Below are 25,830 nucleotides of genomic sequence, written 5' to 3'. Positions count from 1 at the left end.
CGGTCATCCTTCTTTTCCACCATGGTTGTGCGGCGACTTGTCGCCGGTCACATCCCGGTACCAGAGTTCATGATGCTTGCGTGCCCAGGCGCGGCTGACCCAGCCATGCAGCATGGCGCCAATCGAGCCCTTGATCCAGATCCCGGCATAGATGTGCACGATGATGCTGAGGATCAGCACGAACGCCGCCAGCGCATGCAGCAACGCAGACAGGCGAATGAGGTCGATGCCGAACCAGTGGCTGAAGTACGCACGCCAGATCACCACGCCAGAGACCAACAGCACCAGCATGCATGCCAGCAGGGTCCAGAACAGCAGCTTCTGCCCAGCGTTGTACTTGCCGATCGGCGGCACGCCTTCTTCCTTGTTCAGCATCACCCGGTCAATCCGCCGTAGCCACAGACGGTCGTTGGCGGTGATGAAGTTGGCGCGCCAGAAGCGCAGCACCAGCCCCAGGAAGAACACGAACATCGCCACGCCGATGAACGGGTGCAAAATTCGCGTCCAGGGCCCGCCGCCGAACAGCTGGCTGAGCCAGAACAGCGCCGGATGGAACAGCGCCAGCCCAGACAACCCAGCCAGCACGAACAGGATCGCCACCACCCAGTGATTGCTGCGCTCGTTGGCGTTGTAGCGCAGGATCGGTTTGTTGTCGCTCATGGCCGCTGCTCCCCTTCGCCACCCGGGCGCTTCGGATCATAGACATGCACCGCCGGATCCACCTGGTGGACGCTGTTATCCACAGGCGCTGGATGCTCATCCTCCTCGACCCGCTGCGGCCCGACCCGCACATAGTGGAAGAACCCAGCCACCACTGCCGCGCCCATGGCCAGCAGCGCCAGCGGCTTGGTGAAGCCCTTCCACAGCCCCACCAACGGGCTGATCACCGGTTGGTCCGGCAGGCCGGCGTAGATCCGTGGGGTGTCGGCGTGGTGCAGCACGTACATCACATGGGTGCCACCGACCCCGTCCGGATCGTACAGCCCGGCGTTCTCGTACCCACGCGACTTGAGGTCGACGATGCGCTCGTCGGCATGCACCTTCATCTCGTCCTTGGTGCCGAAGACGATGGCCCCGGTCGGGCAGGTCTTCACGCAGGCCGGCTCCAGGCCCACGGTCACGCGGTCGGAGCACAGGGTGCACTTGTACGCCTTGTGATCCTTCTGCGAGATGCGTGGGATATTGAACGGGCAGCCGGTGATGCAGTAGCCGCAACCGATGCAATGGTCCTGGTTGAAATCGACGATACCGTTGGCGTGCTTGATGATCGCCCCCGGGCTCGGGCAGGCCTTCAGGCAACCGGGCTCGGCGCAGTGCATGCAACCGTCCTTGCGGATCAGCCACTCGAGGTTGCCGTCGTCGCGCTCGTGCTCGGTGAAGCGCATCAGGGTCCAGGTCTCGGCGGAGAGGTCCTGGGGGTTGTCGTAGGTGCCGTGGTTGTGGCCGACCTCGTCACGCAGTTCGTTCCACTCCGAGCACGCCACCTGGCAGGCCTTGCAGCCGATGCACTTGGTGGTGTCGATCAGCTTGGCGACTTCCTGCTGCTGGCGTACCGAGGGCGGCACGGTGGTGGTGGCCGAGCGGGCAATGATGTCTTGGCTGGCCATCAGAGTTTCTCCACTTTGACGAGGAACGACTTGGACTCCGGCGTCTGCGTGTTGCCATCACCGAGGAACGGCACCAGGGTGTTGGTCAGGTAGCCGTGCCGCGTGGTGCCGGTAAAGCCCCAGTGCAACGGGATGCCAATCTGGTGCACGGTCTGGTTGTTGACCTGCAGCGGACGGATCCGCTTGGTCACCACGGCCACCGCGTCGATATAGCCACGCTTGCTCGACACCCGCACCCGGTCGCCGGCCTTGATGCCTTTCTCGTTGGCCAGCACCTCGCCGACCTCGACGAACTGCTCGGGCTGGGCGATGGCGTTGAGCCGGCAATGCTTGCTCCAGAAGTGGAAGTGCTCGGTCAACCGGTAGGTGGTCGCCGCATACGGGAACTCGTCATGCTTGCCGAGGGTGTCCCATACCGAATCGAAGATCCGCCCGGCCGGGTTGCTGATGGCCTTCTTGTTCTGCGGGTGCAACGGGTTGATGCCGATCGGCGTTTCGAACGGCTCATAGTGCTCGGGGAACGGCCCCTCGGCCATCTTGTCGATGGCGAAGAACCGCGCCACGCCCTCGGGGTTCATGATGAACGGGTTCATCCCCGCTTCCGGCGGCGAGTCGACCTTGAAGTCCGGCACGTCGGTGCCAGTCCAGGCCTTGCCGTTCCACCACACCAGGCGCTTCTTCTCTGGGTCCCATGGCTTGCCTTGCGGGTCGCTGGAAGCACGGTTGTAGAGGATGCGCCGGTTGGCCGGCCAGGCCCAGGCCCAGTTCTGCACCTGGTGCATGCCGTACGGGTCGCTGTTGTCGCGACGGGCCATCTGGTTGCCCTGCTCGGTCCAACAGCCAGCGAAGATCCAGCACCCGGACGCGGTGCTGCCGTCGTCCTTCATCTGGGCGAAACCAGCCAGCTGCTGCCCGGCCTTGAGCGTGGCGCCAGTTGCGTCGGTGAGATCGCTGACCGCCCAGCCGTTCATCTCCTTGGCCAGTTCCTCCGGCGAAGGCTCTTCAGGCACCTTGTATGGCCAGCTGATGTTGAGCATCGGGTCGGGATAAGCACCGCCCTCGGCCTGGTAGCGCTTGCGCAGGCGCAGGAACAGCTCGCTCATGATGTGCACGTCGGTGCGGGTCTGGCCCGGGCCGTCGGCGCCCTTCCAGTGCCACTGCAACCAGCGACTGCTGTTGACCAGCGAGCCATCTTCCTCGGCGAAGCAGGTGGTGGGCAGGCGGATCACCTCGGTCTGGATATTGGCCGTGTCGACATCGTTGAAGGGCCCGGCATTACGCCAGAACTCGGACGTCTCGGTGGCCAGCGGGTCCATGATCACCAGCCACTTGAGCTTGGCCAGCGCGGCGGTGACGCGGTTCTTGTCCGGCAACGCGGCGATTGGGTTGAAGCCCTGGCACATGTAGCCGTTGACCTTGCCCTGGCCCATCATCTCGAACATGCGCAGCACGTCGTAGGCCGGCACATCGAGCTTGGGCAGCCAGTCGTAGCCCCAGTTGTTTTGCGCCGTGGCGTTGGCGCCGTACCAGGCCTTCATCAGGCTGACGTGGAACTTGCCGTAGTTCTGCCAGTACGACAGTTGCCCCGGGCGCAGCGGCTTGGAGGCGCGCTTGTCGATGTAGGTGGCGTAGTCCTGCTCGGCGTCGCCGGCCAGGGTCAAATAACCCGGCAGCGAGTTCGACAGCAAGCCCAGGTCGGTCAGGCCCTGGATATTGGAGTGCCCGCGCAGGGCGTTGACCCCACCACCGGGCATGCCGACGTTGCCCAGCAGCAACTGCACCATCGCCGCGCTGCGGATGATCTGCGCGCCGATCGAGTGCTGGGTCCAGCCCAGGGCGTAGAGGATCGTCATGGTCTTGCCCGGTACCGAGCAGGTGGCGATCTCCTCCCAGACTTTCATCATCTGATCCTGCGGCATGCCGCAGGTCATGCTCGCCAGTTCCGGGGTGTAGCGGCTGTAGTGGTGCTTCATCAACTGGTAGACGCAGCGCGGGTGCTGCAAGGTCGGGTCAACCTTGGCGAAGCCGTCCTCGCCCAGTTCGTAGCCCCAGCCGGACTTGTCGGCATAGATGCGCTTGGCCGCGTCGTAGCCGCTGAACAGCCCGTCCTCGAAGCCATAGCCCTCTTTGACGATGAACGACACGTCAGTGTAGTTGCGCACGTACTCGTGCTGGATCTTGTCGTTGCTCAGCAGGTAGTTGATCAGCCCGCCCATGAAGGCGATGTCGCTGCCGGTGCGAATCGGCGCGTAGTAATCGGCTACCGAGGCGGTACGGGTGAACCGCGGGTCGACCACGATCAGCCGCGCCTTGTTGTGCGCCTTGGCTTCGGTCACCCACTTGAAGCCGCACGGGTGCGCTTCAGCGGCGTTGCCGCCCATCACCAGGACCAGGTTTGCGTTGGCGATATCAGACCAGTGATTGGTCATCGCGCCACGGCCATACGTCGGGGCAAGACTTGCCACCGTCGGGCCGTGTCAGACACGCGCCTGGTTATCGAACCCCAGCATGCCCAGCGAGCGGATCACCTTGTGCGTCAGGTAGCCCGCTTCGCTGGAAGCGGCGGACGCGGCGAGAAAGCCTGTGGTCAGCCAACGGTTGACCGTCTGGCCCTGGGCGTTCTTCTCGATGAAGTTGGCGTCGCGGTCCTGCTTCATCAGGTCGGCGATGCGGTCGAGGGCTTCGTCCCACTCGATGCGGGTCCACTCGTTGCTGCCCGGCTTGCGCACCTCGGGGTACATCAGGCGGTTGGGGCTGTGGATAAAGTCCAGCAGGCCGGCGCCTTTCGGGCACAGGGTACCGCGGTTGACCGGGTGGTCGGCGTCGCCTTCGATGTGGATGATGTTCTGTTTGACGTTCTTGCCCCCGTCACCCTGGCTGTACATGATCAGGCCGCAGCCGACCGAACAGTAGGGGCAGGTGTTACGGGTCTCGATGGTGTGCGCCAGCTTGAAGTGGCGCACCTGCTCGGCGAACGCGGGTGTCGGGGCCATGCCCAACGCCGCAAGGCTCGAGCCTCCAAGGCCGACGGCGGCGACCTTGAAGAATTGCCGACGGTTGAGATCCATCGTGCACTCCTGATCAGGTTTGGACGCACGGGGCATTGCCGGCGCCTCTGTGACTTCACGGTGACGGTAGACAGACACCGCCAACTGTTAAGACTAGTCAAGAATCATGGAAGTGCGATGACATGGATCATGGTTTGGGTGATTGCCGGGGCTCTGACGCGCAACAAAAAACCCCTGAAGCTCGCGCTTCAGGGGTTCTTGGCTTCAGGCAGACTTGCGACTCAGAACGGAATATCGTCGTCGAAGCTGTCGAAGTCGGCGGCTGGCTGCGGCGCCGGCTGCTGTGGTGCTGGACGCTGCGGCGCCTGCTGCGGGCGTGGCGCCTGCTGACGCGGGGCCTGGTTGTACTGTTGCTGCTGGCCACCACCCTGGTTGTAGTTGCCGCCACCCTGGTTGTACGGGTCGCCGCCCTGCTGCTGGCCCTGCGGACGACCGCCGAGCAGCTGCATGGTGCCATTGATGTCGACGATGATCTCGGTGGTGTAGCGCTTGATGCCGTCCTTTTCCCACTCGCGGGTCTGCAGCTTGCCTTCGATGTAGCACTGCGAACCTTTGCGCAGGTACTCGCCGGCGATCTCGGCGACCTTGCCAAACAGCGAGACACGGTGCCACTCGGTGCGCTCGACCTTCTGGCCCGACTGCTTGTCGGTCCACTGCTCGCTGGTGGCCAGGCTCAGGTTGGTCACGGCGTTACCGTTGGGCAGGTAGCGGACTTCGGGATCCTGACCGCAGGTGCCGACCAGAATGACTTTGTTAACCCCACGGGCCATAACGTTCTCCTAGGCTTCGCACGCCGAAGCGGCTGGGTTCACCAGACGCTCGAGGGTCGCGCGGTCCAAAATTTTCGTATCCAGTTTGATATAGATGGCGGCTTCTTCTGCCACCACCACGGCGTCGGTCACACCCGGCACGGCCATCAGGCGCTCGGTCAGCCCGGCTTCCCGGACCGCCTCCGGCGTCAGCGGCATGCGCAGGCTGGTCACGTAGGGCGGCTCGTTCATGCGCAATGCAGTGAGCAACCACAGGACGCACAACACGGCACACCCCAGGAACACCATGCTCAAGCCACCGTGCTGGAACAACCAGCCACCGAGGATGCCTCCCAGCGCGGCGCCGAGGAACTGGCTGGTGGAGTACACCCCCATCGCCGTCCCCTTGCCACCGGCAGGCGACACCTTGCTGACCAGCGAAGGCAAGGATGCCTCCAGCAGGTTGAATGCAGTAAAGAATACCACGGTGCCGATCACCAGTCCGTGCAAGTTGTCAGCCCACTGCCAGAAGAACACCTCCACCAGCAGCAGAACACTGACCGCGCCGAGCAACACGCGTTTCATCTTGCGCTTCTTCTCCCCGTAGATGATGAAGGGGATCATTGCAAAAAATGAAACCAGCAGCGCGGTCAGGTACACCCACCAGTGCTGCTCCTTGGGCAGCCCGCCGCGCTCGACGAAGGCCAGGGGCAGCGCGACGAAGCTGGCCATGAGGATGGCGTGCAGCACGAAAATGCTGATATCCAGGCGCAGAAGGTCCGGATTGCGCAGGGTCGGACCAAGGGCTTGGCGGGCAACCCCAGACTCACGATGTGTCAGCACGCTGTGTGAGTTGGGCACGACGAAGGCGATCAGGCCAATGCCGACCAGGGCAAGTCCTGCGGTGGCGAGGAACAATCCTGACAAGCCAAAGGCGCGGGTCAGCAACGGCCCGACCACCATCGCCACGGCAAACGACAGGCCGATGCTCATGCCGATCATGGCCATGGCCTTGGTCCGGTGCTGTTCGCGGGTCAGGTCGGAGAGCAAGGCCATCACCGCCGCGGAGATCGCCCCCGCCCCCTGCAGGATGCGCCCGGCGATCACGCCCCAGATCGAATCAGCCTGGGCCGCCAGCACACTGCCAAGGGCGAAGATCACCAGCCCCAGGTAGATCACCGGGCGGCGGCCGATACGGTCGGAAATCATCCCGAACGGGATCTGCAACACGGCCTGGGTCAGGCCGTAGGCACCGATGGCCAGGCCAATCAGCGCCGGAGTGGCGCCGGCCAGGTCCATGCCGTAGGTGGCGAGCACCGGCAACACCATGAACATGCCCAGCATACGAAAGGCAAAGACCAGGGCCAGGCCGCTCGCGGCGCGGGTTTCGCTGCCACTCATGCGCTCGTTGTGGGTGTCGTGCATGGATTAACCTCGTGTGAACCGGCGGCGATTCTATCAGTCCGACGGCTTGACGGCATATACGTGACGCTTTGCCGCGTACTGGCAGCGCGCCGTATACTCCTTTGTTTATGCCCGCCGAGCGAGGCCGTAGTGGACAAGATCCTGATTCGTGGGGCACGTACCCACAACCTGAAGAACATCGACCTGACCCTGCCTCGGGACAAACTGATCGTGATCACCGGCCTGTCCGGATCCGGCAAGTCCTCGCTGGCGTTCGACACGCTGTACGCCGAGGGCCAGCGCCGCTACGTCGAATCGCTGTCGGCCTATGCCCGGCAGTTCCTGTCGATGATGGAAAAGCCCGACGTCGATACCATCGAAGGCCTGTCGCCGGCGATCTCCATCGAACAGAAGTCGACCTCGCACAACCCACGCTCGACCGTGGGCACCATCACCGAGATCTACGACTACCTGCGCCTGCTCTATGCCCGAGTGGGTACTCCGCGCTGCCCGGACCACGACATCCCGCTGGAAGCGCAAACGATCAGCCAGATGGTCGACCTGGTGCTGGAAAAGCCCGAAGGCAGCAAGCTGATGCTGCTGGCGCCGGTGATTCGCGAGCGCAAGGGCGAGCACCTGGCGGTGTTCGACGAACTGCGCGCCCAGGGCTTCGTACGTGCCCGGGTCAACGGCAAGCTCTACGAACTCGACGAACTGCCCAAGCTGGACAAACAGAAGAAGCACAGCATCGATGTGGTGGTGGACCGTTTCAAGGTCCGCGCCGACCTGCAGCAGCGCCTGGCCGAGTCGTTCGAGACCGCGCTCAAGCTGGCCGACGGCATCGCCCTGGTAGCCCCGATGGACGACGAGCCCGGCGAAGAGATGATCTTCTCCGCGCGCTTCGCCTGCCCGGTCTGCGGCCATGCCATCAGCGAGCTGGAACCCAAGCTGTTCTCCTTCAACAACCCGGCCGGCGCCTGCCCGACCTGCGACGGCCTGGGGGTCAAGCAGTTCTTCGACACCAAACGCCTGGTCAACGCCGAACTGACCCTGGCCGAGGGCGCGATCCGCGGCTGGGACCGGCGCAACGTCTACTACTTCCAGATGCTCGGCTCATTGGCCGCGCACTATGGTTTCAGCCTCGAGGAGCCGTTTGGCCAGCTTTCGGCGGATCACCAGAAAGTCATCCTGCACGGCAGCGGCAAGCAGAGCGTCGACTTCAAGTACCTCAACGACCGCGGCGATATCGTCAAGCGCTCGCACCCGTTCGAAGGCATCGTGCCGAACCTGGAGCGCCGCTACCGCGAGACCGAGTCGGCCACCGTGCGCGAAGAGCTGGCCAAGTTCCTCGGCACCCAGCCCTGCCCCGACTGCCGTGGCACCCGCCTGCGCCGCGAGGCACGCCATGTGTGGGTAGGTGAAAAGACCCTGCCGGCGGTAACCAACCTGCCGATCGGCGAAGCCAGCAACTACTTCGGCGCGCTAACCCTGACCGGGCGGCGCGGCGAGATCGCGGCGAAGATCCTCAAGGAAATCTGCGAACGCCTGCAGTTCCTGGTCAACGTCGGCCTCGACTACCTGACCCTGGACCGCAGCGCCGATACCCTGTCGGGCGGCGAAGCCCAGCGGATCCGCCTGGCCAGCCAGATCGGCGCCGGCCTGGTCGGGGTGATGTATATCCTCGACGAGCCGTCCATCGGCCTTCATCAACGCGACAACGACCGCCTGCTGGCCACCCTCAACCACCTGCGCGACCTGGGCAACACAGTGATCGTGGTGGAACACGACGAAGACGCCATTCGCCTGGCCGACTATGTGGTCGACATCGGCCCGGGGGCCGGTGTGCATGGCGGTCAGATCGTCGCCGAGGGCTCGCCACAGGAAGTCATGGACCACCCTGACTCGCTGACCGGCAAGTACCTGTCCGGGCGCAAGAAAATCGCCGTGCCGGCCAAGCGCACACCGCGCAACAAGAAACTGCAACTAAAGCTCAAGGGCGCGCGGGGCAACAACCTGCAGAACGTCGACCTGGAGATCCCGATCGGCCTGCTGACCTGCGTGACCGGTGTTTCCGGCTCGGGCAAGTCGACGCTGATCAACAACACCCTGTTCCCACTGGCCGCCACCGCCCTGAATGGCGCAAGCAGCCTGGAGGCCGCGCCGCACACCAGCATGGATGGCCTGCAGCACCTGGACAAGGTGGTGGACATCGACCAGAGCCCAATCGGTCGCACGCCGCGTTCGAACCCGGCGACCTACACCGGCATCTTCACGCCGATCCGCGAACTGTTCGCCGGCGTGCCGGAGTCGCGCTCGCGCGGCTATGGCCCGGGGCGCTTCTCGTTCAACGTCAAGGGTGGGCGCTGTGAAGCCTGTCAGGGCGATGGCCTGATCAAGGTAGAGATGCACTTCCTGCCGGATATCTACGTGCCGTGCGATGTGTGCAAGAGCAAGCGCTATAACCGCGAAACCCTGGAGATCAAGTACAAGGGCAAGAACATCCACGAAGTGCTGGAAATGACCATCGAGGATGCCCGTGAGTTCTTCGATGCGGTGCCAGCGCTGGCGCGCAAGCTGCAAACCCTGATGGATGTCGGCTTGTCGTACATCAAGCTGGGGCAGTCGGCGACTACCCTTTCGGGTGGCGAAGCGCAGCGCGTGAAGCTGTCCCGCGAGCTGTCCAAGCGCGATACCGGCAAGACCCTGTACATCCTCGACGAACCGACCACCGGCCTGCACTTCGCCGATATCCAGCAGTTGCTGGACGTGCTGCACCGCCTGCGCGACCACGGCAATACCGTGGTGGTAATCGAGCACAACCTGGATGTGGTCAAGACCGCCGACTGGCTGGTGGACCTGGGGCCGGAGGGTGGCTCCAAGGGTGGGCAGATCATCGCTTGTGGTACGCCGGAAGAGCTGGCCGAGAAGAAGCAGTCGTATACCGGGCATTACCTCAAGCCGCTGCTGGAACGCGACCGGGCCTGAGGCATTGGGGGCGCTTTGCGCCCCATTCCGGCCGGTCCGACGCCTCGGCAAGGCCGGAATGGGCTGCAAAGCAACCCCCAAGCTTTTACATCTGCGACTGCAGGTAATTCTCCAGGCCAATCGCCTTGATCAGCCCTTGCTGCTTCTCCAGCCAGTAGGTGTGATCTTCTTCGGTGTCGGCCAACTGCGCGCGCAGGATGTCGCGGCTGATGTAGTCCTTGTGCAGCTCACACAACTCGATGCCCTTGCACAATGCGGCACGCACCTTGTACTCGAGCTTGAGATCGGCCTCGATCATCTCCGGGACCGTGCTGCCGACTTCGAGGTCGTCGGCACGCATGTCGGGAGTGCCTTCGAGCATGAGGATACGGCGCATCAGGGCATCGGCGTGCTGCGTCTCTTCTTCCATCTCGTGGTTGATACGTTCATAGAGCTTGGACAGGCCCCAGTCTTCGTACATGCGCGAGTGGATGAAATACTGATCGCGTGCTGCCAGTTCGCCCTTCAGCAACGTGACGAGATAGTTGATTACGTCCGGGTGACCTTGCATCGCCCTGCTTCTCCCTGTGAATGCGTCAATGACCACTAGTGTGAACCAGCTTTTGCTCGCGGTCACTGAAAAATGCGCAATTCGATGCAAAAAATCGGTTAAACCGTAGTGATTTTCATTGAAAAACCGCCCAAATGAGGGCGGTTCTTCTTATCACTTCGACTTAGGCGAGGTTGATGCCCAAAGCCTTGGCGATGCCTTCCCCGTAGGCCGGATCGGCCTTGAAGAAGTACTGCAACTGACGCTGTACCACGTCCTCGCTGACCCCAGCCATGGTGCCGGCGATGTTGTTGATCAGCAGCGCCTTCTGTTCAGCGCTCATCAGGCGGAACAGCGCGCCGGCGTGGCTGTAGTAGTCACTGTCCTCCCGGTGATCGTACCGATCCGCCGCACCGCTGAGCGCCAGTGCAGGCTCGGCGTGGCGTGGCGACTGCTTGGGCGCGTCGGCGTAGCTGTTGGGCTCGTAGTTCGGCGCGCTGCCGTAGTTGCCCATCGCCATCGAACCATCACGCTGGTAGCTGTTGACCGGGCTACGCGAGGCGTTCACCGGCAACTGCTGGTGGTTGGTGCCCACCCGGTAGCGGTGCGCATCGGCGTAGGCGAACACCCGGCCTTGCAGCATGCGGTCTGGCGAAAGGCCGACACCCGGGACCATGTTGCTCGGGCCAAAGGTAGCCTGCTCGACCTCGGCGAAGTAGTTGAGCGGGTTGCGGTTGAGTTCCAGCACACCCACCTCGATCAGCGGGTACTCCTTCTGCGACCAGGTCTTGGTCACGTCGAAGGGGTTCTCTGCCCGGGCGGCCGCTTCGGCTTCGCTCATCACCTGGATGCACACGGTCCAACGTGGGAAGTCACCACGCTCGATGGCCGCGAACAGGTCCCGCTGGGCGTAGTCCGGGTCGGTGCCGGCCAGGCGTGCGGCATCGGCCGGCGCCAGGTTCTTGATGCCCTGCTGGGTCTTGAAGTGCCACTTGACCCACGTGCGCTCGCCCTTGGCGTTGATCAGGCTGTAGGTGTGGCTGCCAAAGCCATGCATATGGCGGTAGCCATCCGGGATGCCGCGGTCGGAGAACAGGATGGTGACCTGGTGCAACGCTTCCGGCGAGTGCGACCAGAAGTCCCACATCATCTGAGCGTTCTTCAGGTTGCTCTGCGGGTGGCGCTTCTGGGTGTGAATAAAGTCGGGGAACTTCAACGGGTCGCGGATGAAGAACACGGGGGTGTTGTTACCCACGATGTCCCAGTTACCTTCCTCGGTGTAGAACTTCACCGCAAAGCCACGTGGGTCGCGCTCGGTATCGGCGGAACCGCGCTCACCACCGACCGTGGAGAAACGCAGGAAGGTTTCGGTGCGCTTGCCGATGGCGTCGAACAGTTTGGCGCTGGTGTAGCCGCTGATATCGCGGGTGACGGTGAAGGTACCGTAGGCTCCCGAGCCCTTGGCGTGCACGCGACGCTCTGGGATGTTCTCGCGGTTGAAGTGGGCCAGCTTTTCGATCAGGTGGAAGTCGTCGAGCAGCAGCGGGCCGCGCGGGCCAGCGGAACGGGAATTCTGGTTGTCAGCAACGGGGGCACCGCTGGCGGTGGTGAGAATCTTGCTCATGGGCTCTCCTTATCGGGTCTTGAACTGCCGGCTAATCGGCTTGGAGAGAGTATTGACGAGCAGTGTTACAAGAACAAATTCATTGACTGACTTATATCAATAGAAAATAACAATTCATCAGACAACAAAAAACCGGGCCAGGGCCCGGTTCTTTGCAGCAGACAGAACGTCTTACTCGGCAGCTTCTACAGCACCACCGACTGGACGATCAACCAGCTCGACGTACGCCATAGGCGCGTTGTCGCCAGCGCGGAAACCGCACTTCAGGATGCGCAGGTAGCCGCCTTGACGGGTGGCGTAGCGCTTGCCCAGGTCGTTGAACAGTTTGCCAACGGCGGACTTCGAACGGGTACGGTCGAAGGCCAGACGACGGTTGGCTACGCTGTCTTCCTTGGCCAGGGTGATCAGCGGCTCGGCAACGCGGCGCAGTTCCTTGGCTTTCGGCAGGGTGGTTTTGATCAGCTCGTGCTCGATCAGCGACACTGCCATGTTCTGGAACATAGCCTTGCGGTGAGAGCTGGTACGGCTCAGGTGACGTCCACTTTTACGATGACGCATGATTCATTCCTTACCAAACACTACGTTCGGTGATTACGACGATCAGGCAGTCGCCTTGTCGTCTTTCTTAAGACTTGCAGGCGGCCAGTTGTCGAGGCGCATGCCGAGAGACAGACCACGGGAGGCCAGGACGTCCTTGATTTCGGTCAGGGACTTCTTGCCCAGGTTAGGAGTCTTCAACAGCTCTACTTCGGTACGCTGAATCAGGTCGCCGATGTAGTAGATGTTCTCCGCCTTGAGGCAGTTGGCCGAACGTACGGTCAGTTCCAGGTCGTCAACCGGGCGCAGCAGGATCGGATCGATCTCGTCTTCCTGCTCGACCACGACCGGCTCGCTGTCACCTTTGAGGTCGACGAACGCGGCCAGCTGCTGTTGCAGGATGGTCGCGGCGCGGCGGATAGCCTCTTCAGGGTCCAGGGTGCCGTTGGTTTCCAGATCGATGACCAGCTTGTCCAGGTTGGTACGCTGTTCAACACGGGCGTTCTCGACCACGTAGGCGATACGACGCACCGGGCTGAACGAAGCGTCCAGCTGGAGACGGCCAATGCTGCGGCTTTCGTCTTCGTCGGTCTGACGGGAGTCGGCCGGCTCGTAACCGCGACCACGAGCTACGGTGAGCTTCATGTTCAGGGCGCCGTTGGACGCCAGGTTCGCGATTACGTGATCGGGGTTGACGATCTCGACATCGTGATCCAGCTGAATATCGGCAGCGGTAACCACCCCCGAACCCTTTTTCGACAAGGTCAGCGTAACTTCGTCACGACCGTGCAGCTTGATAGCCAGGCCTTTCAGGTTCAACAGGATTTCAATGACGTCTTCCTGTACACCTTCGATCGCGGAGTACTCATGGAGTACGCCATCGATCTCGGCCTCGACTACTGCACAGCCAGGCATGGAGGACAACAGGATGCGGCGCAGCGCGTTGCCCAGGGTATGGCCGAAGCCACGCTCGAGAGGCTCGAGCGTGATCTTGGCGCGGGTTGGACTGACAACCTGCACGTCGATGTGACGGGGTGTCAGAAACTCATTTACCGAAATCTGCATGGATGCACCTATTTTCTAGCCCTTACTTGGAGTAGAGCTCGACAATCAGGTTTTCGTTGATGTCGGCGGACAGGTCGCTGCGAGCAGGAACGTTCTTGAAAACGCCCGACTTTTTAGCAGCATCCACATCAACCCACTCAACGCGGCCACGCTGGGCGCACAGTTCAAGGGCTTGAACAATGCGCAGCTGGTTCAGCGACTTCTCGCGAACTGCGACCACGTCACCCGGACGAACTTGGTAGGATGGAATGTTTACGGTCTTGCCGTTCACGCTGATCGCTTTGTGCGAAACCAGCTGACGGGACTCGGAACGGGTAGAACCGAAGCCCATGCGGTAAACGACGTTGTCCAGACGGCACTCGAGCATCTGCAGCAGGTTCTCACCGGTGGCGCCTTTCTTCGAGGCAGCCGCTTGGTAGTAACCGCGGAATTGACGCTCCAGTACACCGTAGATACGACGGACTTTTTGTTTCTCGCGCAGCTGGGTACCGTAGTCGGACTGACGGCCACGGCGCTGGCCGTGGATACCTGGGGCTGCTTCGATGTTGCACTTCGATTCCAGAGCGCGAACGCCGCTCTTCAGGAACAGGTCAGTGCCTTCACGGCGAGACAGTTTGCATTTTGGACCAATGTAACGTGCCATTTATCTGTCTCCTGATTACACGCGACGCTTCTTCGGCGGACGGCACCCGTTATGCGGGATTGGCGTCACGTCGGTGATGCTGGCGATCTTGTAGCCGCAGCTGTTCAGAGCACGAACGGCGGATTCACGACCTGGACCTGGACCCTTGACGTTGACGTCGAGGTTCTTCAGACCATATTCCAGCGCAGCTTGACCAGCACGCTCAGCAGCGATCTGGGCTGCGAACGGGGTGGATTTGCGCGAACCACGGAAACCCGAACCACCGGAAGTAGCCCAGGACAGTGCGTTGCCCTGACGGTCGGTGATGGTCACGATGGTGTTGTTGAAAGACGCATGGATGTGGGCGATGCCATCAACCACTGTCTTTTTGACTTTTTTACGAGGACGAGCAGCAGGTTTTGCCATGTCTATATTCCTGGGCGATTACTTGCGGATCGGCTTACGCGGGCCCTTACGGGTGCGTGCGTTGGTCTTGGTGCGCTGACCGCGAACCGGCAGACCTTTACGATGACGCAGGCCGCGGTAGCAACCCAGGTCCATCAAGCGCTTGATCTTCATGTTGATGTCACGACGCAGGTCACCTTCGGTGGTGAACTTCGCGACTTCGCCACGCAGGGTTTCGATTTGCTCGTCGCTCAGATCCTTGATCTTTGCGGCTGGGTTGACACCAGCGTCTGCACAGATTTTCTGCGCAGTTGTGCGACCGACACCATAGATGTAGGTCAGCGAGATAACAGTATGCTTGTTATCTGGAATGTTGACGCCTGCAATACGGGCCATTCAGTGGGACTCCAATTGACAGCTACCTACGCCCCGGAAGCCAAGAAATAGGGCGCGAGATAATATCGCTGTAGAAACGAATAATCAACCCAGCAGCACACTAGCTGCTGGGTTTGAAGCGCGGATCACACTCAGCCTTGGCGCTGCTTGTGACGCGGTTCCGCGCTGCAGATCACGCGCACGATACCTTCGCGACGAATGATCTTGCAGTTGCGGCACAGCTTTTTCACCGATGCACGAACTTTCATTACCGACTCCTCGAACCTTAAGGGGCTAGATCAGCGCAGCAGACCGCTGCCGCCGTAGCCTTTCAGGTTGGCTTTCTTCATCAGGGATTCGTACTGGTGCGAAACGAGGTGCGATTGTACTTGGGACATGAAGTCCATCACAACCACTACCACAATCAGCAACGAGGTCCCGCCAAGGTAGAACGGCACGTTTGCTGCCACCACCAGGAACTGGGGCAGAAGGCAGACGGCCATCATGTAAAGAGCACCGAACATGGTCAAACGGGTCAGAACGCCATCAATGTAGCGCGCCGACTGCTCACCAGGACGGATACCCGGAATAAAGGCACCGGACTTCTTCAGGTTTTCCGCTACGTCTTTCGGGTTGAACATCAACGCTGTGTAGAAGAAGCAGAAGAAAATGATCCCTGCACTAAACAGCAGAATGTTCAACGGCTGACCAGGAGCGATCGACTGCGAGATGTCCTGCAGCCAGCCCATACCTTCGGACTGACCGAACCAGGCACCCAGCGAAGCCGGGAACAGCAAGATGCTGCTCGCGAAAATGGCCGGGATTACGCCCGCCATGTTCACCTTCAGCGGCAGGTGGCTGGTCTGCGCAGCGAAGACCTTGCGGCCCTGCTGACGCTTGGCGTAGTGAACGGCGATACGACGCTGACCACGCTCAATGAACACCACGAAGCCGATAATCGCTACTGCCAGCAAACCGATAGCGACCAGGGCGAAGATGTTGATATCGCCCGTGCGTGCAGACTCGAAAGACTGCCCGATTGCTCTCGGAAGACCGGCAACGATACCTGCGAAGATCAACATCGAGATACCGTTGCCCACACCGCGCTCGGTGATCTGCTCGCCGAGCCACATCATGAACATCGCGCCCGCCACGAAGGTGGAGACGGCGACGACATGGAAGCCCAGGCCTACAGAAAACGCCACGCCCTGGTTGGCCAGGCCAATGGACATGCCAATGGCTTGAACCAGCGCCAGGATAACGGTGCCGTAGCGGGTGTACTGGCTGATCTTGCGACGGCCAGCCTCACCTTCCTTCTTCAACTGCTCCAGCTGTGGGCTGACAGCGGTCATGAGCTGCATGATGATCGACGCCGAGATGTACGGCATGATCCCCAATGCAAAGATGCTCATGCGCTCCAGCGCACCGCCGGAAAACATGTTGAACAAGCTAAGAATGGTCCCCTCATTCTGCCGGAACAGATCCGCGAGACGGTCCGGGTTAATGCCTGGCACTGGGATGTGCGCGCCAATCCGATAGACGATGATCGCCATGAACAGAAAGCGCAGACGAGCCCAGAGTTCCGACATCCCGCCCTTACCGAGCGAAGAGAGAGCACCTTGCTTAGCCATTTATTCCTCGAACTTGCCGCCAGCTGCTTCGATAGCCGCACGTGCACCTTTGGTGACGGCGATACCCTTGAGGGTGACTGCGCGAGTGACTTCGCCCGACAGCATGATTTTCACACGCTGTACGTGCTGGCCGATCACGTTGGCGTCCTTGAGGGACTGAACGGTGATCAGATCGCCTTCCACCTTGGCCAGCTCGGACAGACGCACTTCGGCGCGGTCCATGGCTTTCAGGGAAACGAAGCCGAACTTCGGCAGGCGACGGTGCAGCGGCTGTTGACCGCCTTCGAAGCCTGGAGCGATGGAACCACCGGAGCGGGAGGTCTGACCTTTGTGACCACGGCCACCGGTCTTGCCCAGACCGCTACCGATACCACGGCCCGGACGGTGCTTCTCGCGACGGGAACCCGGCGCTGGACTCAGATCATTGAGTTTCATCGATTAACCCTCGACCTTCAGCATGTAGTAAGCCTTGTTGATCATCCCGCGGTTCTCGGGAGTATCCTGGACTTCTACAGTGTGACCGATGCGACGCAGACCCAGGCCTTTAACGCACAGTTTGTGGTTAGGCAGGCGGCCGGCGGTGCTCTTGATCAGCGTTACTTTTACGGTTGCCATGATCAGATGATCTCCTCAACAGTCTTGCCGCGCTTGGCAGCAATGGACTCAGGGGATTGCATGGCTTTCAGACCCTTGAAGGTGGCGTGAACCACGTTCACCGGGTTGGTCGAGCCATAGCACTTGGCCAGGACGTTCTGGACGCCAGCGACTTCCAGGACGGCACGCATTGCGCCACCGGCGATGATACCGGTACCTTCCGAGGCAGGCTGCATGTAGACCTTCGAGGCGCCGTGGGCGGCCTTGGTGGCGTACTGCAGGGTGGTGCCTTTCAGGTCAACCTGAATCATGTTGCGGCGAGCAGCTTCCATGGCTTTCTGGATCGCGGCAGGTACTTCGCGCGATTTGCCACGGCCGAAACCAACACGGCCCTTGCCATCACCTACCACGGTCAGCGCGGTGAAGGTGAAGATACGGCCGCCTTTGACGGTCTTGGCTACGCGGTTAACTTGAACCAGCTTCTCGATGTAGCCTTCGTCGCGCTTTTGATCGTTATTTGCCATAACTTAGAACTCCAGCCCGCCTTCACGAGCAGCATCAGCCAGCGCCTTGACGCGGCCGTGGTACTTGAAGCCGGAACGGTCAAAGGCAACTTGAGATACACCGGCGGCTTTCGCGCGCTCAGCTACCAGCTTGCCAACCTTAGTGGCCGCGTCGATGTTGCCGGTGGCGCCATCACGCAGTTCTTTGTCCAAGGTCGAGGCGCTTGCCAGAACCTTGCTGCCGTCGGCCGAGATGACCTGGGCGTAGATGTGCTGCGAGGAGCGGAACACGCACAGACGCACGGCTTCGAGCTCGTGCATTTTCAGGCGTGCTTTGCGAGCGCGACGCAGTCGAGTAACTTTTTTGTCGGTCATTTGCTAGGCCCTACTTCTTCTTGGCTTCTTTACGACGGACTACTTCGTCCGCGTAACGCACACCCTTGCCCTTGTAAGGCTCTGGCGGACGGAAACCGCGGACTTCAGCGGCCACCTGACCTACCAGCTGCTTGTCGATACCCTTGATCAGGATGTCGGTCTGGCTTGGGGTTTCAGCGGTGATACCGGCTGGCAGTTCGTAATCCACTGGGTGCGAGAAGCCCAGGGCCAGGTTCAGGACGGTGCCCTTGGCCTGTGCCTTGTAACCAACACCGACCAGCTGGAGCTTGCGCTCGAAGCCTTGGCTTACGCCTTGGACCATGTTGTTGACCAGGGCGCGGGTGGTACCGGCCATGGCACGAGCTTGCTGATCACCGTTGCGAGGTGCGAAACGCAGCTCACCAGCTTCTTCGGTAACTTCAACAGACGAGTGAACGTTCAGTTCGAGAGTGCCCTTGGCACCCTTCACCGAAAGCTGCTGGCCGGCGAATTTGACTTCGACGCCTGCTGGCAGCTTAACGGGGTTCTTAGCGACGCGAGACATGCCTATCTCCCCTTAGAACACTGTGCACAGAACTTCGCCGCCGACACCGGCAGCGCGCGCAGCGCGGTCAGTCATCACACCTTTGTTGGTGGAGACGATAGACACGCCCAGGCCGCCACGTACTTTCGGCAGCTCGGTAACGGCCTTGTACTGGCGCAGGCCAGGACGGCTGGTACGCTTCAGCTCTTCGATGACCGGACGGCCTTCGAAGTACTTCAGCTCGATCGACAGGGAAGGCTTGGCTTCGCCAGTGACTTCGTAGCCGGCGATGTAACCTTCGTCTTTCAGTACTTTGGCAACCGCGACCTTCAGGGTGGAGGAAGGCATGCTTACGACAGACTTTTCAGCCATCTGGGCATTACGGATGCGAGTTAGCATGTCCGCTAACGGGTCCTGCATACTCATGGGCTAGATGCTCCTGATACAAGAATTATTAGCCTTGCGGCTATCACAACCACCCGAGCAGGCAGGGCAAAAAACCCAGGCTCAGGTGAGCCGGTCATTCTAGACACAAGGCAGAAACGAAACAAGCCCCATATAGGGGCTTGTTTCTTTGCGAGGTCACCGGCGGTCGGAAGATCACCCCCTCGCGCCGGTGGTCACGCCAACCGGATTACCAGCTGGCCTTGACCAGACCTGGCACGTCACCACGCATGGCAGCTTCGCGCAGCTTGTTACGGCCGAGGCCGAACTTGCGGTACACGCCGTGCGGACGGCCGGTGATGCGGCAACGGTTACGCATGCGCGAGGCGCTGGCGTCACGTGGTTGCTTCTGCAGGGCGACTACGGCAGCGAAACGCTCTTCAGGAGAGGCGTTCTGGTTGACGATGGTCGCTTTCAGCTCGGCACGCTTTTTGGCGTACTTGGCTACCGTGAGCTGACGCTTCAGCTCGCGGTTTTTCATGCTCTTCTTGGCCATTTTCCTACTCCAATCAGTTGCGGAACGGGAACTTGAAAGCACGCAGCAGAGCGCGGCCTTCGTCGTCCGAACGAGCAGTGGTGGTCAGGGTGATGTCCAAACCGCGCAGAGCATCGATCTTGTCGTAGTCGATTTCCGGGAAGATGATCTGCTCTTTCACGCCCATGCTGTAGTTGCCACGACCATCGAAGGACTTGGCATTCAGGCCGCGGAAGTCGCGAACCCGTGGCAGGGAGATCGCCAGCAGGCGGTCCAGGAACTCGTACATTTTTTCGCGACGCAGGGTCACCTTGACACCGATCGGCCAGCCTTCACGGACTTTGAAGCCCGCGATGGATTTACGAGCGAAAGTCACGACCGGCTTTTGACCGGTGATCTTTTCCAGGTCGGCAACAGCGTGCTCGATGACTTTCTTGTCGCCGATCGCTTCGCCCAGACCCATGTTCAGGGTGATTTTGGTAACGCGCGGAACTTCCATCACGTTCGACAGCTTAAGTTCTTCCTTAAGCTTAGGAGCGATTTCGTTCCGGTAAATCTCTTTCAGTCGTGCCATGGTCTTCTACCTAGCAGTGTTCAAGCATCAACCGCTTTTTGGGTCGACTTGAAGACACGAATTTTTTTACCGTCTTCTACTTTGAAACCAACGCGGTCAGCCTTGTTGGTTTCGCCGTTGAAGATGGCGACGTTGGAAGCGTGCAGTGGCGCTTCTTTCTCGACGATACCGCCCTGGACGCCCGCCATCGGGTTAGGCTTGGTGTGGCGCTTGACCAGGTTGACACCACCGATGACCAGACGGTCGTCAGCGAGAACCTTCAGCACCTTACCGCGCTTACCTTTGTCTTTGCCGGCGATCACGATGATCTCGTCGTCACGACGAATCTTTTGCATGTCGGATCTCCTTAGAGCACTTCAGGGGCGAGCGAGACGATCTTCATGAACTTCTCGGTACGAAGTTCACGGGTCACTGGCCCGAAGATGCGAGTACCGATCGGCTCTTGCTTGGTGTTCAGCAGAACAGCAGCGTTGCCGTCGAAACGAATGATGGAACCGTCAGCGCGACGTACACCGTGACGGGTACGGACGACAACAGCGGTCATCACCTGGCCTTTCTTGACCTTACCGCGTGGAATCGCTTCCTTGACGGTTACTTTGATGATGTCACCGATACCGGCGTAACGGCGGTGGGAACCGCCGAGCACCTTGATGCACATGACGCGACGAGCGCCGCTGTTATCGGCCACATCGAGCATGGATTGAGTCTGAATCATAAAATTTCTCCGACCCCTAGCCCTTAGACTTCAACAGCGCGTTCGAGGACTTCAACCAGTGCCCAGGACTTGGTCTTGGCCAGCGGACGGGTTTCACGGATGGAAACCTTGTCGCCGATCTTGCACTGGTTGGCTTCGTCGTGCGCGTGCAGCTTAGTCGAACGCTTAACGTATTTACCGTAGATCGGGTGCTTTACGCGACGCTCGATCAGAACGGTGATGGTCTTGTCCATTTTGTCGCTGACGACACGGCCAGTCAGCGTACGGACGGTTTTTTCAGCTTCAGCCATGATCACTTACCTGCCTGCTGGTTGAGCACAGTTTTCACGCGAGCGATGTCACGCTTAACTTGCGAGAGCAGGTGCGACTGCCCCAACTGGCCAGTTGCTTTCTGCATGCGCAGATTGAACTGGTCGCGCAGCAAGCCGAGCAGTTGCTCATTCAGTTGCTGTGCGGATTTTTCACGAAGTTCATTCGCTTTCATCACATCACCGTCCGCTTAACAAAGGAGGTGGCGAGAGGCAGCTTTGCAGCGGCCAGGGCGAAAGCTTCGCGCGCCAGCTCTTCAGAAACACCCTCGATCTCGTACAGGACTTTGCCTGGCTGAATCTGGGCAACCCAGTATTCCACGGAACCTTTACCTTTACCCATACGAACCTCGAGAGGCTTCTTGGTAACCGGCTTGTCCGGGAAGACACGGATCCAGATCTTGCCGCCACGTTTTACGTGACGGGTCAGGGCACGACGTGCCGACTCGATCTGGCGAGCGGTGAGACGACCGCGGGCGACAGCTTTCAGAGCGAACTCGCCGAAGCTGACCTTGCTACCGCGCAGTGCCAGACCACGGTTGTGGCCGGTCATCTGCTTGCGGAATTTTGTACGCTTTGGTTGCAACATTTGGCGTACCCCTTACTTAGCAGCTTTTTTACGAGGCGCTGGTGCTTGAGGCTTCAGCTCTTCCTGGCGACCACCAATTACTTCGCCTTTGAAGATCCAAACCTTCACACCGATCACACCGTAGGTGGTGTGAGCTTCGTAGGTGTTGTAGTCGATATCGGCACGCAGGGTGTGCAGAGGCACACGACCTTCGCGATACCACTCGGTACGTGCGATCTCGGCACCGCCGAGACGACCGCTCACCTGGATCTTGATGCCCTTGGCACCAATACGCATGGCGTTCTGAACGGCGCGCTTCATGGCGCGACGGAACATAACGCGGCGCTCCAGCTGCTGGGCAACGCTCTGAGCAACCAGCATAGCGTCGAGTTCCGGCTTGCGGATCTCTTCGATGTTGATGTGCACAGGCACACCCATCTGCTTGGTCAGGTCCTGACGCAGCTTCTCAACATCTTCACCTTTCTTGCCGATAACGATACCGGGACGAGCGGTGTGGATGGTGATGCGTGCAGTTTGAGCCGGACGATGAATATCGATACGGCTAACGGACGCGCTTTTTAGTTTGTCCTGGAGGTACTCGCGAGTTTGCAGATCCTTCAGCAGGTAATCTGCGTAAGTCGCGCCGTCTGCGTACCAGACGGAGGTGTGCTCCTTGACGATTCCCAGGCGAATGCCAGTGGGATGTACTTTCTGACCCATCTGATCGACTCCGTTACTTGTCCGCAACCTTGACAGTGATATGGCAAGACCGCTTGACGATGCGATCAGCACGGCCTTTGGCACGTGGCATGATGCGCTTCAGCGAACGCCCTTCGTTGACGAAGACGGTGGAGACCTTCAGGTCATCAACGTCTGCGCCTTCGTTGTGTTCGGCGTTGGCAACGGCCGACTCGAGGACTTTCTTCATGATTTCAGCGGCTTTTTTGCTGCTGAAGGCCAACAGGTTGAGCGCTTCGCCCACCTTCTTCCCGCGGATCTGGTCGGCGACCAAGCGGGCTTTCTGGGCGGAGATGCGAGCGCCCGACAACTTAGCGGCTACTTCCATTTCCTTACCCCTTAACGCTTGGCTTTCTTGTCAGCCACGTGCCCACGATAAGTGCGGGTACCGGCGAACTCGCCCAGTTTGTGGCCGACCATGTCTTCGTTCACGAGAACTGGGACATGTTGACGACCGTTGTGTACCGCGATGGTCAGACCGACCATCTGTGGCAGGATCATCGAACGGCGCGACCAGGTTTTAACTGGCTTGCGATCGTTCTTTTCCACCGCCACTTCGACCTTCTTCAGCAGGTGAAGATCGATAAAAGGACCTTTTTTCAGAGAACGTGGCACTGTCGTATCCCTCTAGTTACTTGCGACGACGGACGATCATGTTGTCGGTACGCTTATTACCACGGGTTTTAGCACCCTTGGTTGGGAAGCCCCATGGCGATACCGGATGACGACCACCGGAGGTACGACCTTCACCACCACCATGTGGGTGGTCAACCGGGTTCATGGCAACACCACGAACGGTTGGGCGAACGCCGCGCCAGCGTTTGGCACCAGCTTTACCCAGCGAACGCAGGCTGTGCTCGGAGTTCGAGACTTCGCCCAGGGTCGCACGGCACTCAGCCAGGACTTTACGCATTTCACCAGAGCGCAGACGCAGGGTCACATAGACACCGTCGCGGGCGATCAGCTGAGCCGAAGCACCAGCGGAACGAGCGATCTGAGCACCTTTGCCCGGCTTCAGTTCGATGCCGTGAATGGTGCTACCTACTGGGATGTTGCGCAGTTGCAGGGAGTTACCGGCCTTGATTGGGGCCAGGGCACCTGCGATCAGCTGGTCGCCAGCACTCACGCCTTTAGGGGCGATGATGTAGCGACGCTCACCGTCTGCGTAGCACAGCAGGGCGATGTGAGCAGTACGGTTCGGGTCGTATTCGATACGCTCGACAGTGGCAGGGATGCCATCTTTGTCGTTGCGACGGAAGTCAACCAGACGGTAATGCTGCTTATGACCACCACCAACGTGACGAGTGGTGATGCGGCCATTGTTGTTACGACCACCAGACTTCGATTTTTTCTCGAGCAGCGGTGCGTGAGGAGCGCCTTTGTGCAGCTCCTTGTTGACCACCTTGACCACAAAACGGCGGCCAGGGGAAGTCGGTTTGCATTTAACGATTGCCATGATGCACCCCTTCCTTACTCAGCACTGCTGCTGAAATCGAGATCTTGGCCTGGCTGAAGGGAGACGATCGCCTTCTTCCAGTCATTACGCTTGCCCAGACCACGTGCGGTACGCTTGGTTTTACCCAGAACGTTAACAGTCGACACGTTTTCAACTTTTACGTTGAACAGGCCTTCGACAGCTTTCTTGATTTCCAGCTTGGTTGCATCGGTAGCAACCTTGAATACGAACTGGCCTTTTTTCTCAGCCAGAACGGTAGCCTTCTCGGAAACGTGCGGGCCAAGGAGGACTTTGAATACGCGTTCCTGGTTCATCCCAGCAGCTCCTCGAATTTCTTCACGGCCGAGACAGTGATCAACACTTTCTCGTATGCGATCAGACTGACCGGGTCGGAACCTTGAACGTCACGTACGTCGACGTGCGGCAGGTTGCGAGCAGCCAGGTACAGGTTCTGATCAACAGCATCCGAAACGATGAGAACATCGCTCAGACCCATGCCGTTCAGCTTGTTCAGCAGGTCTTTGGTTTTCGGGGCTTCAACAGCGAAGTCCTGAACCACGACCAGACGGTCGCTACGCACCAGCTCAGCGAGGATGGAGCGCAGGGCTGCGCGGTACATCTTCTTGTTGAGCTTCTGCGAGTGATCCTGAGGACGAGCTGCGAAGGTAACACCACCGCCACGCCAGATCGGACCACGGGTAGTACCAGCACGAGCGCGGCCAGTACCTTTCTGACGCCATGGGCGCTTACCGCCACCGGCTACGTCAGAACGGGTCTTCTGCTGCTTGGTGCCCTGACGGCCGCCGGCCATGTAGGCCACGACTGCTTGGTGTACCAGCGTCTCGTTGAATTCGCCACCGAAGGTCAGTTCGGAAACTTCGATCGCCTGAGCGTCATTTACATTAAGTTGCATGTCAGTTTCCCCTTAACCGCGAGCCTTGACAGCCGGACGCACGACCACGTCGCCGCCAGTAGCGCCTGGGACGGCACCCTTGATCAGCAGCAGGTTGCGTTCAGCGTCTACGCGTACTACTTCCAGGGACTGAACAGTCACGCGCTCGGCGCCCATGTGACCGGACATCTTCTTGCCCTTGAATACACGACCAGGAGTCTGGCACTGGCCGATGGAGCCAGGGACACGGTGCGATACGGAGTTACCGTGGGTGTTGTCTTGACCACGGAAGTTCCAACGCTTGATGGTACCGGCGAAGCCTTTACCTTTGGACTGACCGGTTACGTCTACCAGCTGGCCTGCAGTGAAGAGTTCAGCTTTGATCAGATCGCCAGCCTGGAAATCGCCTTCTTCAAGACGGAACTCCCAAACACCGCGACCAGCGGCAACGTTAGCCTTGGCAAAGTGGCCTGCCTGAGCGGCGGTCACACGCGAAGCACGACGCTCGCCGACAGTGACTTGCACTGCACGGTAGCCATCAGTTTCTTCGGTTTTGAACTGGGTGACGCGATTCGGCTCGATCTCGATGACCGTGACCGGAATGGAGACACCTTCTTCGGTGAAAATACGGGTCATACCCGCTTTTCGACCGACTACACCAATAGTCATGTTGTAAACCTCATGAGTGTACGGGGCTTTCACCCGCTATGGCCGCCCATTTCAGAGCGTTACACGACCAGACCGAAGTCTTAGCCGAGGCTGATCTGCACTTCCACGCCGGCCGCGAGATCAAGCTTCATCAGCGCGTCAACGGTTTTATCCGTTGGCTGGACGATGTCCAGAACACGCTTATGAGTGCGAATCTCGTACTGGTCACGCGCGTCTTTGTTGACGTGCGGGGAGACCAGAACGGTGAAACGCTCTTTGCGGGTAGGCAGTGGAATTGGACCACGCACTTGTGCACCAGTACGTTTCGCGGTTTCCACGATTTCCTGGGTGGATTGGTCGATCAGGCGATGGTCGAAAGCCTTCAACCTGATACGGATTTGCTGATTTTGCATTGG

36 protein-coding genes are annotated in these 25,830 nt (G+C 60.0%); 1 reads left to right on the top strand and 35 read right to left on the bottom strand.

From position 1 onward, the window contains the following. Window positions 1-3 precede the first annotated feature (3 nt). The 5 genes from HU772_RS02640 to HU772_RS02620 all read right to left on the bottom strand — a co-directional run bounded on the left by HU772_RS02640 (window position 4) and on the right by HU772_RS02620 (window position 6,849). On the bottom strand, window positions 4-660 hold the full coding sequence (locus HU772_RS02640; RefSeq protein ID WP_186662105.1) for a formate dehydrogenase subunit gamma: 657 nt from the start codon (window positions 658-660) through the stop codon (window positions 4-6). After that, entirely contained in the window at window positions 657-1,607 is a 951-nt protein-coding gene (fdxH, locus tag HU772_RS02635; protein ID WP_186662106.1) for a formate dehydrogenase subunit beta, read from the bottom strand. The genes HU772_RS02640 and fdxH overlap by 4 nt, the downstream gene beginning before the upstream one ends. Next, on the bottom strand, window positions 1,607-4,675 hold the full coding sequence (gene fdnG, locus HU772_RS02630; protein WP_186662107.1) for a formate dehydrogenase-N subunit alpha: 3,069 nt from the start codon (window positions 4,673-4,675) through the stop codon (window positions 1,607-1,609). The genes fdxH and fdnG overlap by 1 nt, the downstream gene beginning before the upstream one ends. A 221-nt stretch (window positions 4,676-4,896) precedes the next feature. Beyond that, entirely contained in the window at window positions 4,897-5,445 is a 549-nt protein-coding gene (locus HU772_RS02625) for a single-stranded DNA-binding protein (RefSeq protein WP_186662108.1), read from the bottom strand. A 9-nt stretch (window positions 5,446-5,454) separates the two neighbouring features. After that, window positions 5,455-6,849, bottom strand: a complete 1,395-nt coding sequence (locus HU772_RS02620; protein WP_186662109.1) for an MFS transporter — start codon at window positions 6,847-6,849, stop codon at window positions 5,455-5,457. 129 nt (window positions 6,850-6,978) lie between these two features. Here HU772_RS02620 and uvrA point away from each other — a divergent pair, with 129 nt between their 5' ends. Beyond that, window positions 6,979-9,813, top strand: coding sequence for an excinuclease ABC subunit UvrA (gene uvrA, locus HU772_RS02615; RefSeq protein ID WP_186662110.1), 2,835 nt, complete (start codon window positions 6,979-6,981; stop codon window positions 9,811-9,813). 85 nt (window positions 9,814-9,898) lie between these two features. Here the strand turns inward: uvrA and bfr are convergent, their stop codons facing one another. From bfr to rpsJ, 30 genes are all read right to left on the bottom strand, one after another. Then, window positions 9,899-10,363 (bottom strand): bacterioferritin, encoded by a 465-nt coding sequence (gene bfr / locus HU772_RS02610; RefSeq protein WP_012316512.1) that lies wholly within the window; start codon window positions 10,361-10,363, stop codon window positions 9,899-9,901. A 163-nt stretch (window positions 10,364-10,526) separates the two neighbouring features. Next, entirely contained in the window at window positions 10,527-11,966 is a 1,440-nt protein-coding gene (locus HU772_RS02605) for a catalase (protein WP_186662111.1), read from the bottom strand. Between the two features lie 171 nt (window positions 11,967-12,137). Next, the gene (gene rplQ, locus HU772_RS02600; protein WP_003255451.1) at window positions 12,138-12,524 is read right to left on the bottom strand and encodes a 50S ribosomal protein L17; all 387 of its coding nucleotides are present in this window, start codon (window positions 12,522-12,524) and stop codon (window positions 12,138-12,140) included. 42 nt (window positions 12,525-12,566) lie between these two features. Beyond that, window positions 12,567-13,568 (bottom strand): DNA-directed RNA polymerase subunit alpha, encoded by a 1,002-nt coding sequence (locus HU772_RS02595; protein WP_003255452.1) that lies wholly within the window; start codon window positions 13,566-13,568, stop codon window positions 12,567-12,569. A 22-nt stretch (window positions 13,569-13,590) separates the two neighbouring features. Beyond that, window positions 13,591-14,211 (bottom strand): 30S ribosomal protein S4, encoded by a 621-nt coding sequence (gene rpsD, locus HU772_RS02590; RefSeq protein WP_134693401.1) that lies wholly within the window; start codon window positions 14,209-14,211, stop codon window positions 13,591-13,593. Window positions 14,212-14,226: 15 nt separating this feature from the next. Beyond that, a complete protein-coding gene (gene rpsK / locus HU772_RS02585; RefSeq protein WP_003255454.1) occupies window positions 14,227-14,616 on the bottom strand; it encodes a 30S ribosomal protein S11 in 390 nt (129 codons plus the stop codon). 18 nt (window positions 14,617-14,634) lie between these two features. Further along, window positions 14,635-14,991: a 30S ribosomal protein S13 gene (gene rpsM / locus HU772_RS02580; protein ID WP_003255457.1), complete on the bottom strand. Its 357-nt coding sequence runs from the start codon at window positions 14,989-14,991 to the stop codon at window positions 14,635-14,637. A gap of 131 nt (window positions 14,992-15,122) precedes the next feature. After that, complete coding sequence (gene rpmJ / locus HU772_RS02575) at window positions 15,123-15,239, bottom strand: 50S ribosomal protein L36 (protein ID WP_011531897.1); 117 nt, start codon at window positions 15,237-15,239, stop codon at window positions 15,123-15,125. Between the two features lie 30 nt (window positions 15,240-15,269). Continuing rightward, window positions 15,270-16,601, bottom strand: a complete 1,332-nt coding sequence (gene secY / locus HU772_RS02570; RefSeq protein WP_003257108.1) for a preprotein translocase subunit SecY — start codon at window positions 16,599-16,601, stop codon at window positions 15,270-15,272. After that, window positions 16,602-17,036, bottom strand: a complete 435-nt coding sequence (gene rplO / locus HU772_RS02565; RefSeq protein ID WP_011531896.1) for a 50S ribosomal protein L15 — start codon at window positions 17,034-17,036, stop codon at window positions 16,602-16,604. A 3-nt stretch (window positions 17,037-17,039) separates the two neighbouring features. Further along, window positions 17,040-17,216, bottom strand: a complete 177-nt coding sequence (gene rpmD, locus HU772_RS02560) for a 50S ribosomal protein L30 (protein WP_028690238.1) — start codon at window positions 17,214-17,216, stop codon at window positions 17,040-17,042. 2 nt (window positions 17,217-17,218) lie between these two features. Beyond that, window positions 17,219-17,719: a 30S ribosomal protein S5 gene (gene rpsE / locus HU772_RS02555; RefSeq protein WP_023629184.1), complete on the bottom strand. Its 501-nt coding sequence runs from the start codon at window positions 17,717-17,719 to the stop codon at window positions 17,219-17,221. A gap of 3 nt (window positions 17,720-17,722) precedes the next feature. Next, window positions 17,723-18,073, bottom strand: coding sequence for a 50S ribosomal protein L18 (gene rplR, locus HU772_RS02550; RefSeq protein ID WP_011531893.1), 351 nt, complete (start codon window positions 18,071-18,073; stop codon window positions 17,723-17,725). A gap of 10 nt (window positions 18,074-18,083) precedes the next feature. Continuing rightward, window positions 18,084-18,617 carry a 50S ribosomal protein L6 gene (rplF, locus tag HU772_RS02545; protein WP_028690237.1) on the bottom strand — a complete coding sequence of 178 codons (534 nt, stop codon included), beginning with the start codon at window positions 18,615-18,617 and terminating at the stop codon, window positions 18,084-18,086. A gap of 12 nt (window positions 18,618-18,629) precedes the next feature. Then, a complete protein-coding gene (rpsH, locus tag HU772_RS02540; RefSeq protein ID WP_134693400.1) occupies window positions 18,630-19,022 on the bottom strand; it encodes a 30S ribosomal protein S8 in 393 nt (130 codons plus the stop codon). 208 nt (window positions 19,023-19,230) lie between these two features. Next, window positions 19,231-19,536 (bottom strand): 30S ribosomal protein S14, encoded by a 306-nt coding sequence (gene rpsN, locus HU772_RS02535; RefSeq protein WP_134693399.1) that lies wholly within the window; start codon window positions 19,534-19,536, stop codon window positions 19,231-19,233. A gap of 13 nt (window positions 19,537-19,549) precedes the next feature. Beyond that, entirely contained in the window at window positions 19,550-20,089 is a 540-nt protein-coding gene (gene rplE, locus HU772_RS02530) for a 50S ribosomal protein L5 (RefSeq protein ID WP_012316517.1), read from the bottom strand. Between the two features lie 20 nt (window positions 20,090-20,109). Continuing rightward, window positions 20,110-20,424: a 50S ribosomal protein L24 gene (gene rplX / locus HU772_RS02525; RefSeq protein WP_003255476.1), complete on the bottom strand. Its 315-nt coding sequence runs from the start codon at window positions 20,422-20,424 to the stop codon at window positions 20,110-20,112. 11 nt (window positions 20,425-20,435) lie between these two features. Beyond that, window positions 20,436-20,804 (bottom strand): 50S ribosomal protein L14, encoded by a 369-nt coding sequence (gene rplN, locus HU772_RS02520; protein ID WP_008089810.1) that lies wholly within the window; start codon window positions 20,802-20,804, stop codon window positions 20,436-20,438. 23 nt (window positions 20,805-20,827) lie between these two features. Next, entirely contained in the window at window positions 20,828-21,094 is a 267-nt protein-coding gene (gene rpsQ, locus HU772_RS02515) for a 30S ribosomal protein S17 (RefSeq protein ID WP_003255478.1), read from the bottom strand. A gap of 2 nt (window positions 21,095-21,096) precedes the next feature. Further along, window positions 21,097-21,288 (bottom strand): 50S ribosomal protein L29, encoded by a 192-nt coding sequence (gene rpmC / locus HU772_RS02510; protein ID WP_002555481.1) that lies wholly within the window; start codon window positions 21,286-21,288, stop codon window positions 21,097-21,099. After that, window positions 21,288-21,701, bottom strand: coding sequence for a 50S ribosomal protein L16 (gene rplP, locus HU772_RS02505; protein ID WP_009397508.1), 414 nt, complete (start codon window positions 21,699-21,701; stop codon window positions 21,288-21,290). The genes rpmC and rplP overlap by 1 nt, the downstream gene beginning before the upstream one ends. A gap of 12 nt (window positions 21,702-21,713) precedes the next feature. After that, entirely contained in the window at window positions 21,714-22,400 is a 687-nt protein-coding gene (rpsC, locus tag HU772_RS02500; protein WP_011531889.1) for a 30S ribosomal protein S3, read from the bottom strand. 13 nt (window positions 22,401-22,413) lie between these two features. Then, window positions 22,414-22,746 carry a 50S ribosomal protein L22 gene (gene rplV, locus HU772_RS02495; protein WP_003103908.1) on the bottom strand — a complete coding sequence of 111 codons (333 nt, stop codon included), beginning with the start codon at window positions 22,744-22,746 and terminating at the stop codon, window positions 22,414-22,416. Window positions 22,747-22,757: 11 nt separating this feature from the next. Continuing rightward, on the bottom strand, window positions 22,758-23,033 hold the full coding sequence (gene rpsS / locus HU772_RS02490) for a 30S ribosomal protein S19 (protein WP_003255482.1): 276 nt from the start codon (window positions 23,031-23,033) through the stop codon (window positions 22,758-22,760). Between the two features lie 16 nt (window positions 23,034-23,049). Then, a complete protein-coding gene (gene rplB, locus HU772_RS02485; protein WP_016393391.1) occupies window positions 23,050-23,874 on the bottom strand; it encodes a 50S ribosomal protein L2 in 825 nt (274 codons plus the stop codon). 14 nt (window positions 23,875-23,888) lie between these two features. Beyond that, window positions 23,889-24,188, bottom strand: a complete 300-nt coding sequence (gene rplW / locus HU772_RS02480) for a 50S ribosomal protein L23 (RefSeq protein ID WP_003255484.1) — start codon at window positions 24,186-24,188, stop codon at window positions 23,889-23,891. Further along, complete coding sequence (rplD, locus tag HU772_RS02475; RefSeq protein ID WP_003255485.1) at window positions 24,185-24,787, bottom strand: 50S ribosomal protein L4; 603 nt, start codon at window positions 24,785-24,787, stop codon at window positions 24,185-24,187. Before rplD ends, rplW begins: the two co-directional genes overlap by 4 nt. A 12-nt stretch (window positions 24,788-24,799) precedes the next feature. Next, a complete protein-coding gene (gene rplC / locus HU772_RS02470; RefSeq protein ID WP_011531887.1) occupies window positions 24,800-25,435 on the bottom strand; it encodes a 50S ribosomal protein L3 in 636 nt (211 codons plus the stop codon). 80 nt (window positions 25,436-25,515) lie between these two features. Then, a complete protein-coding gene (rpsJ, locus tag HU772_RS02465; RefSeq protein ID WP_003186070.1) occupies window positions 25,516-25,827 on the bottom strand; it encodes a 30S ribosomal protein S10 in 312 nt (103 codons plus the stop codon). Window positions 25,828-25,830: the final 3 nt, after the last annotated feature.

The sequence above is a fragment of the Pseudomonas xantholysinigenes genome (assembly GCF_014268885.2).
Taxonomy (GTDB): Bacteria; Pseudomonadota; Gammaproteobacteria; order Pseudomonadales; family Pseudomonadaceae; genus Aquipseudomonas; species Aquipseudomonas xantholysinigenes.
Note: the sequence above shows the minus strand (reverse complement) of the source record. Positions and strands in the feature narration are given on the sequence as shown.

What these genes read in the sequence shown, in the direction of transcription:
- rplC (WP_011531887.1), bottom strand. Translation starts at nt 25,435, where the DNA reads ATGACTATTGGTGTAGTCGGTCGAAAAGCGGGTATGACCCGTATTTTC.
- rpmD (WP_028690238.1), bottom strand. Translation starts at nt 17,216, where the DNA reads ATGGCAACCGTAAAAGTAACGCTGATCAAGAGCACCGCCGGCCGCCTG.
- rplB (WP_016393391.1), bottom strand. Translation starts at nt 23,874, where the DNA reads ATGGCAATCGTTAAATGCAAACCGACTTCCCCTGGCCGCCGTTTTGTG.
- fdxH (WP_186662106.1), bottom strand. Translation starts at nt 1,607, where the DNA reads ATGGCCAGCCAAGACATCATTGCCCGCTCGGCCACCACCACCGTGCCG.
- rpmJ (WP_011531897.1), bottom strand. Translation starts at nt 15,239, where the DNA reads ATGAAAGTTCGTGCATCGGTGAAAAAGCTGTGCCGCAACTGCAAGATC.
- rplW (WP_003255484.1), bottom strand. Translation starts at nt 24,188, where the DNA reads ATGAACCAGGAACGCGTATTCAAAGTCCTCCTTGGCCCGCACGTTTCC.
- rplD (WP_003255485.1), bottom strand. Translation starts at nt 24,787, where the DNA reads ATGCAACTTAATGTAAATGACGCTCAGGCGATCGAAGTTTCCGAACTG.
- HU772_RS02595 (WP_003255452.1), bottom strand. Translation starts at nt 13,568, where the DNA reads ATGCAGATTTCGGTAAATGAGTTTCTGACACCCCGTCACATCGACGTG.
- HU772_RS02640 (WP_186662105.1), bottom strand. Translation starts at nt 660, where the DNA reads ATGAGCGACAACAAACCGATCCTGCGCTACAACGCCAACGAGCGCAGC.
- rpsD (WP_134693401.1), bottom strand. Translation starts at nt 14,211, where the DNA reads ATGGCACGTTACATTGGTCCAAAATGCAAACTGTCTCGCCGTGAAGGC.
- rpsE (WP_023629184.1), bottom strand. Translation starts at nt 17,719, where the DNA reads ATGGCAAATAACGATCAAAAGCGCGACGAAGGCTACATCGAGAAGCTG.
- rpsJ (WP_003186070.1), bottom strand. Translation starts at nt 25,827, where the DNA reads ATGCAAAATCAGCAAATCCGTATCAGGTTGAAGGCTTTCGACCATCGC.
- HU772_RS02605 (WP_186662111.1), bottom strand. Translation starts at nt 11,966, where the DNA reads ATGAGCAAGATTCTCACCACCGCCAGCGGTGCCCCCGTTGCTGACAAC.
- rplN (WP_008089810.1), bottom strand. Translation starts at nt 20,804, where the DNA reads ATGATTCAGACTCAATCCATGCTCGATGTGGCCGATAACAGCGGCGCT.
- rplX (WP_003255476.1), bottom strand. Translation starts at nt 20,424, where the DNA reads ATGCAAAAGATTCGTCGTGACGACGAGATCATCGTGATCGCCGGCAAA.
- HU772_RS02625 (WP_186662108.1), bottom strand. Translation starts at nt 5,445, where the DNA reads ATGGCCCGTGGGGTTAACAAAGTCATTCTGGTCGGCACCTGCGGTCAG.
- rplP (WP_009397508.1), bottom strand. Translation starts at nt 21,701, where the DNA reads ATGTTGCAACCAAAGCGTACAAAATTCCGCAAGCAGATGACCGGCCAC.
- rplV (WP_003103908.1), bottom strand. Translation starts at nt 22,746, where the DNA reads ATGGAAGTAGCCGCTAAGTTGTCGGGCGCTCGCATCTCCGCCCAGAAA.
- secY (WP_003257108.1), bottom strand. Translation starts at nt 16,601, where the DNA reads ATGGCTAAGCAAGGTGCTCTCTCTTCGCTCGGTAAGGGCGGGATGTCG.
- rplF (WP_028690237.1), bottom strand. Translation starts at nt 18,617, where the DNA reads ATGTCTCGCGTCGCTAAGAACCCCGTTAAGCTGCCAGCAGGCGTCGAA.
- rplO (WP_011531896.1), bottom strand. Translation starts at nt 17,036, where the DNA reads ATGAAACTCAATGATCTGAGTCCAGCGCCGGGTTCCCGTCGCGAGAAG.
- rpsC (WP_011531889.1), bottom strand. Translation starts at nt 22,400, where the DNA reads ATGGGTCAGAAAGTACATCCCACTGGCATTCGCCTGGGAATCGTCAAG.
- rpsM (WP_003255457.1), bottom strand. Translation starts at nt 14,991, where the DNA reads ATGGCCCGTATTGCAGGCGTCAACATTCCAGATAACAAGCATACTGTT.
- HU772_RS02620 (WP_186662109.1), bottom strand. Translation starts at nt 6,849, where the DNA reads ATGCACGACACCCACAACGAGCGCATGAGTGGCAGCGAAACCCGCGCC.
- rpmC (WP_002555481.1), bottom strand. Translation starts at nt 21,288, where the DNA reads ATGAAAGCGAATGAACTTCGTGAAAAATCCGCACAGCAACTGAATGAG.
- rpsQ (WP_003255478.1), bottom strand. Translation starts at nt 21,094, where the DNA reads ATGGCTGAAGCTGAAAAAACCGTCCGTACGCTGACTGGCCGTGTCGTC.
- rpsK (WP_003255454.1), bottom strand. Translation starts at nt 14,616, where the DNA reads ATGGCAAAACCTGCTGCTCGTCCTCGTAAAAAAGTCAAAAAGACAGTG.
- rplR (WP_011531893.1), bottom strand. Translation starts at nt 18,073, where the DNA reads ATGACCGACAAAAAAGTTACTCGACTGCGTCGCGCTCGCAAAGCACGC.
- rplQ (WP_003255451.1), bottom strand. Translation starts at nt 12,524, where the DNA reads ATGCGTCATCGTAAAAGTGGACGTCACCTGAGCCGTACCAGCTCTCAC.
- rplE (WP_012316517.1), bottom strand. Translation starts at nt 20,089, where the DNA reads ATGGCACGACTGAAAGAGATTTACCGGAACGAAATCGCTCCTAAGCTT.
- rpsH (WP_134693400.1), bottom strand. Translation starts at nt 19,022, where the DNA reads ATGAGTATGCAGGACCCGTTAGCGGACATGCTAACTCGCATCCGTAAT.
- rpsN (WP_134693399.1), bottom strand. Translation starts at nt 19,536, where the DNA reads ATGGCCAAGAAGAGCATGAAAAACCGCGAGCTGAAGCGTCAGCTCACG.
- bfr (WP_012316512.1), bottom strand. Translation starts at nt 10,363, where the DNA reads ATGCAAGGTCACCCGGACGTAATCAACTATCTCGTCACGTTGCTGAAG.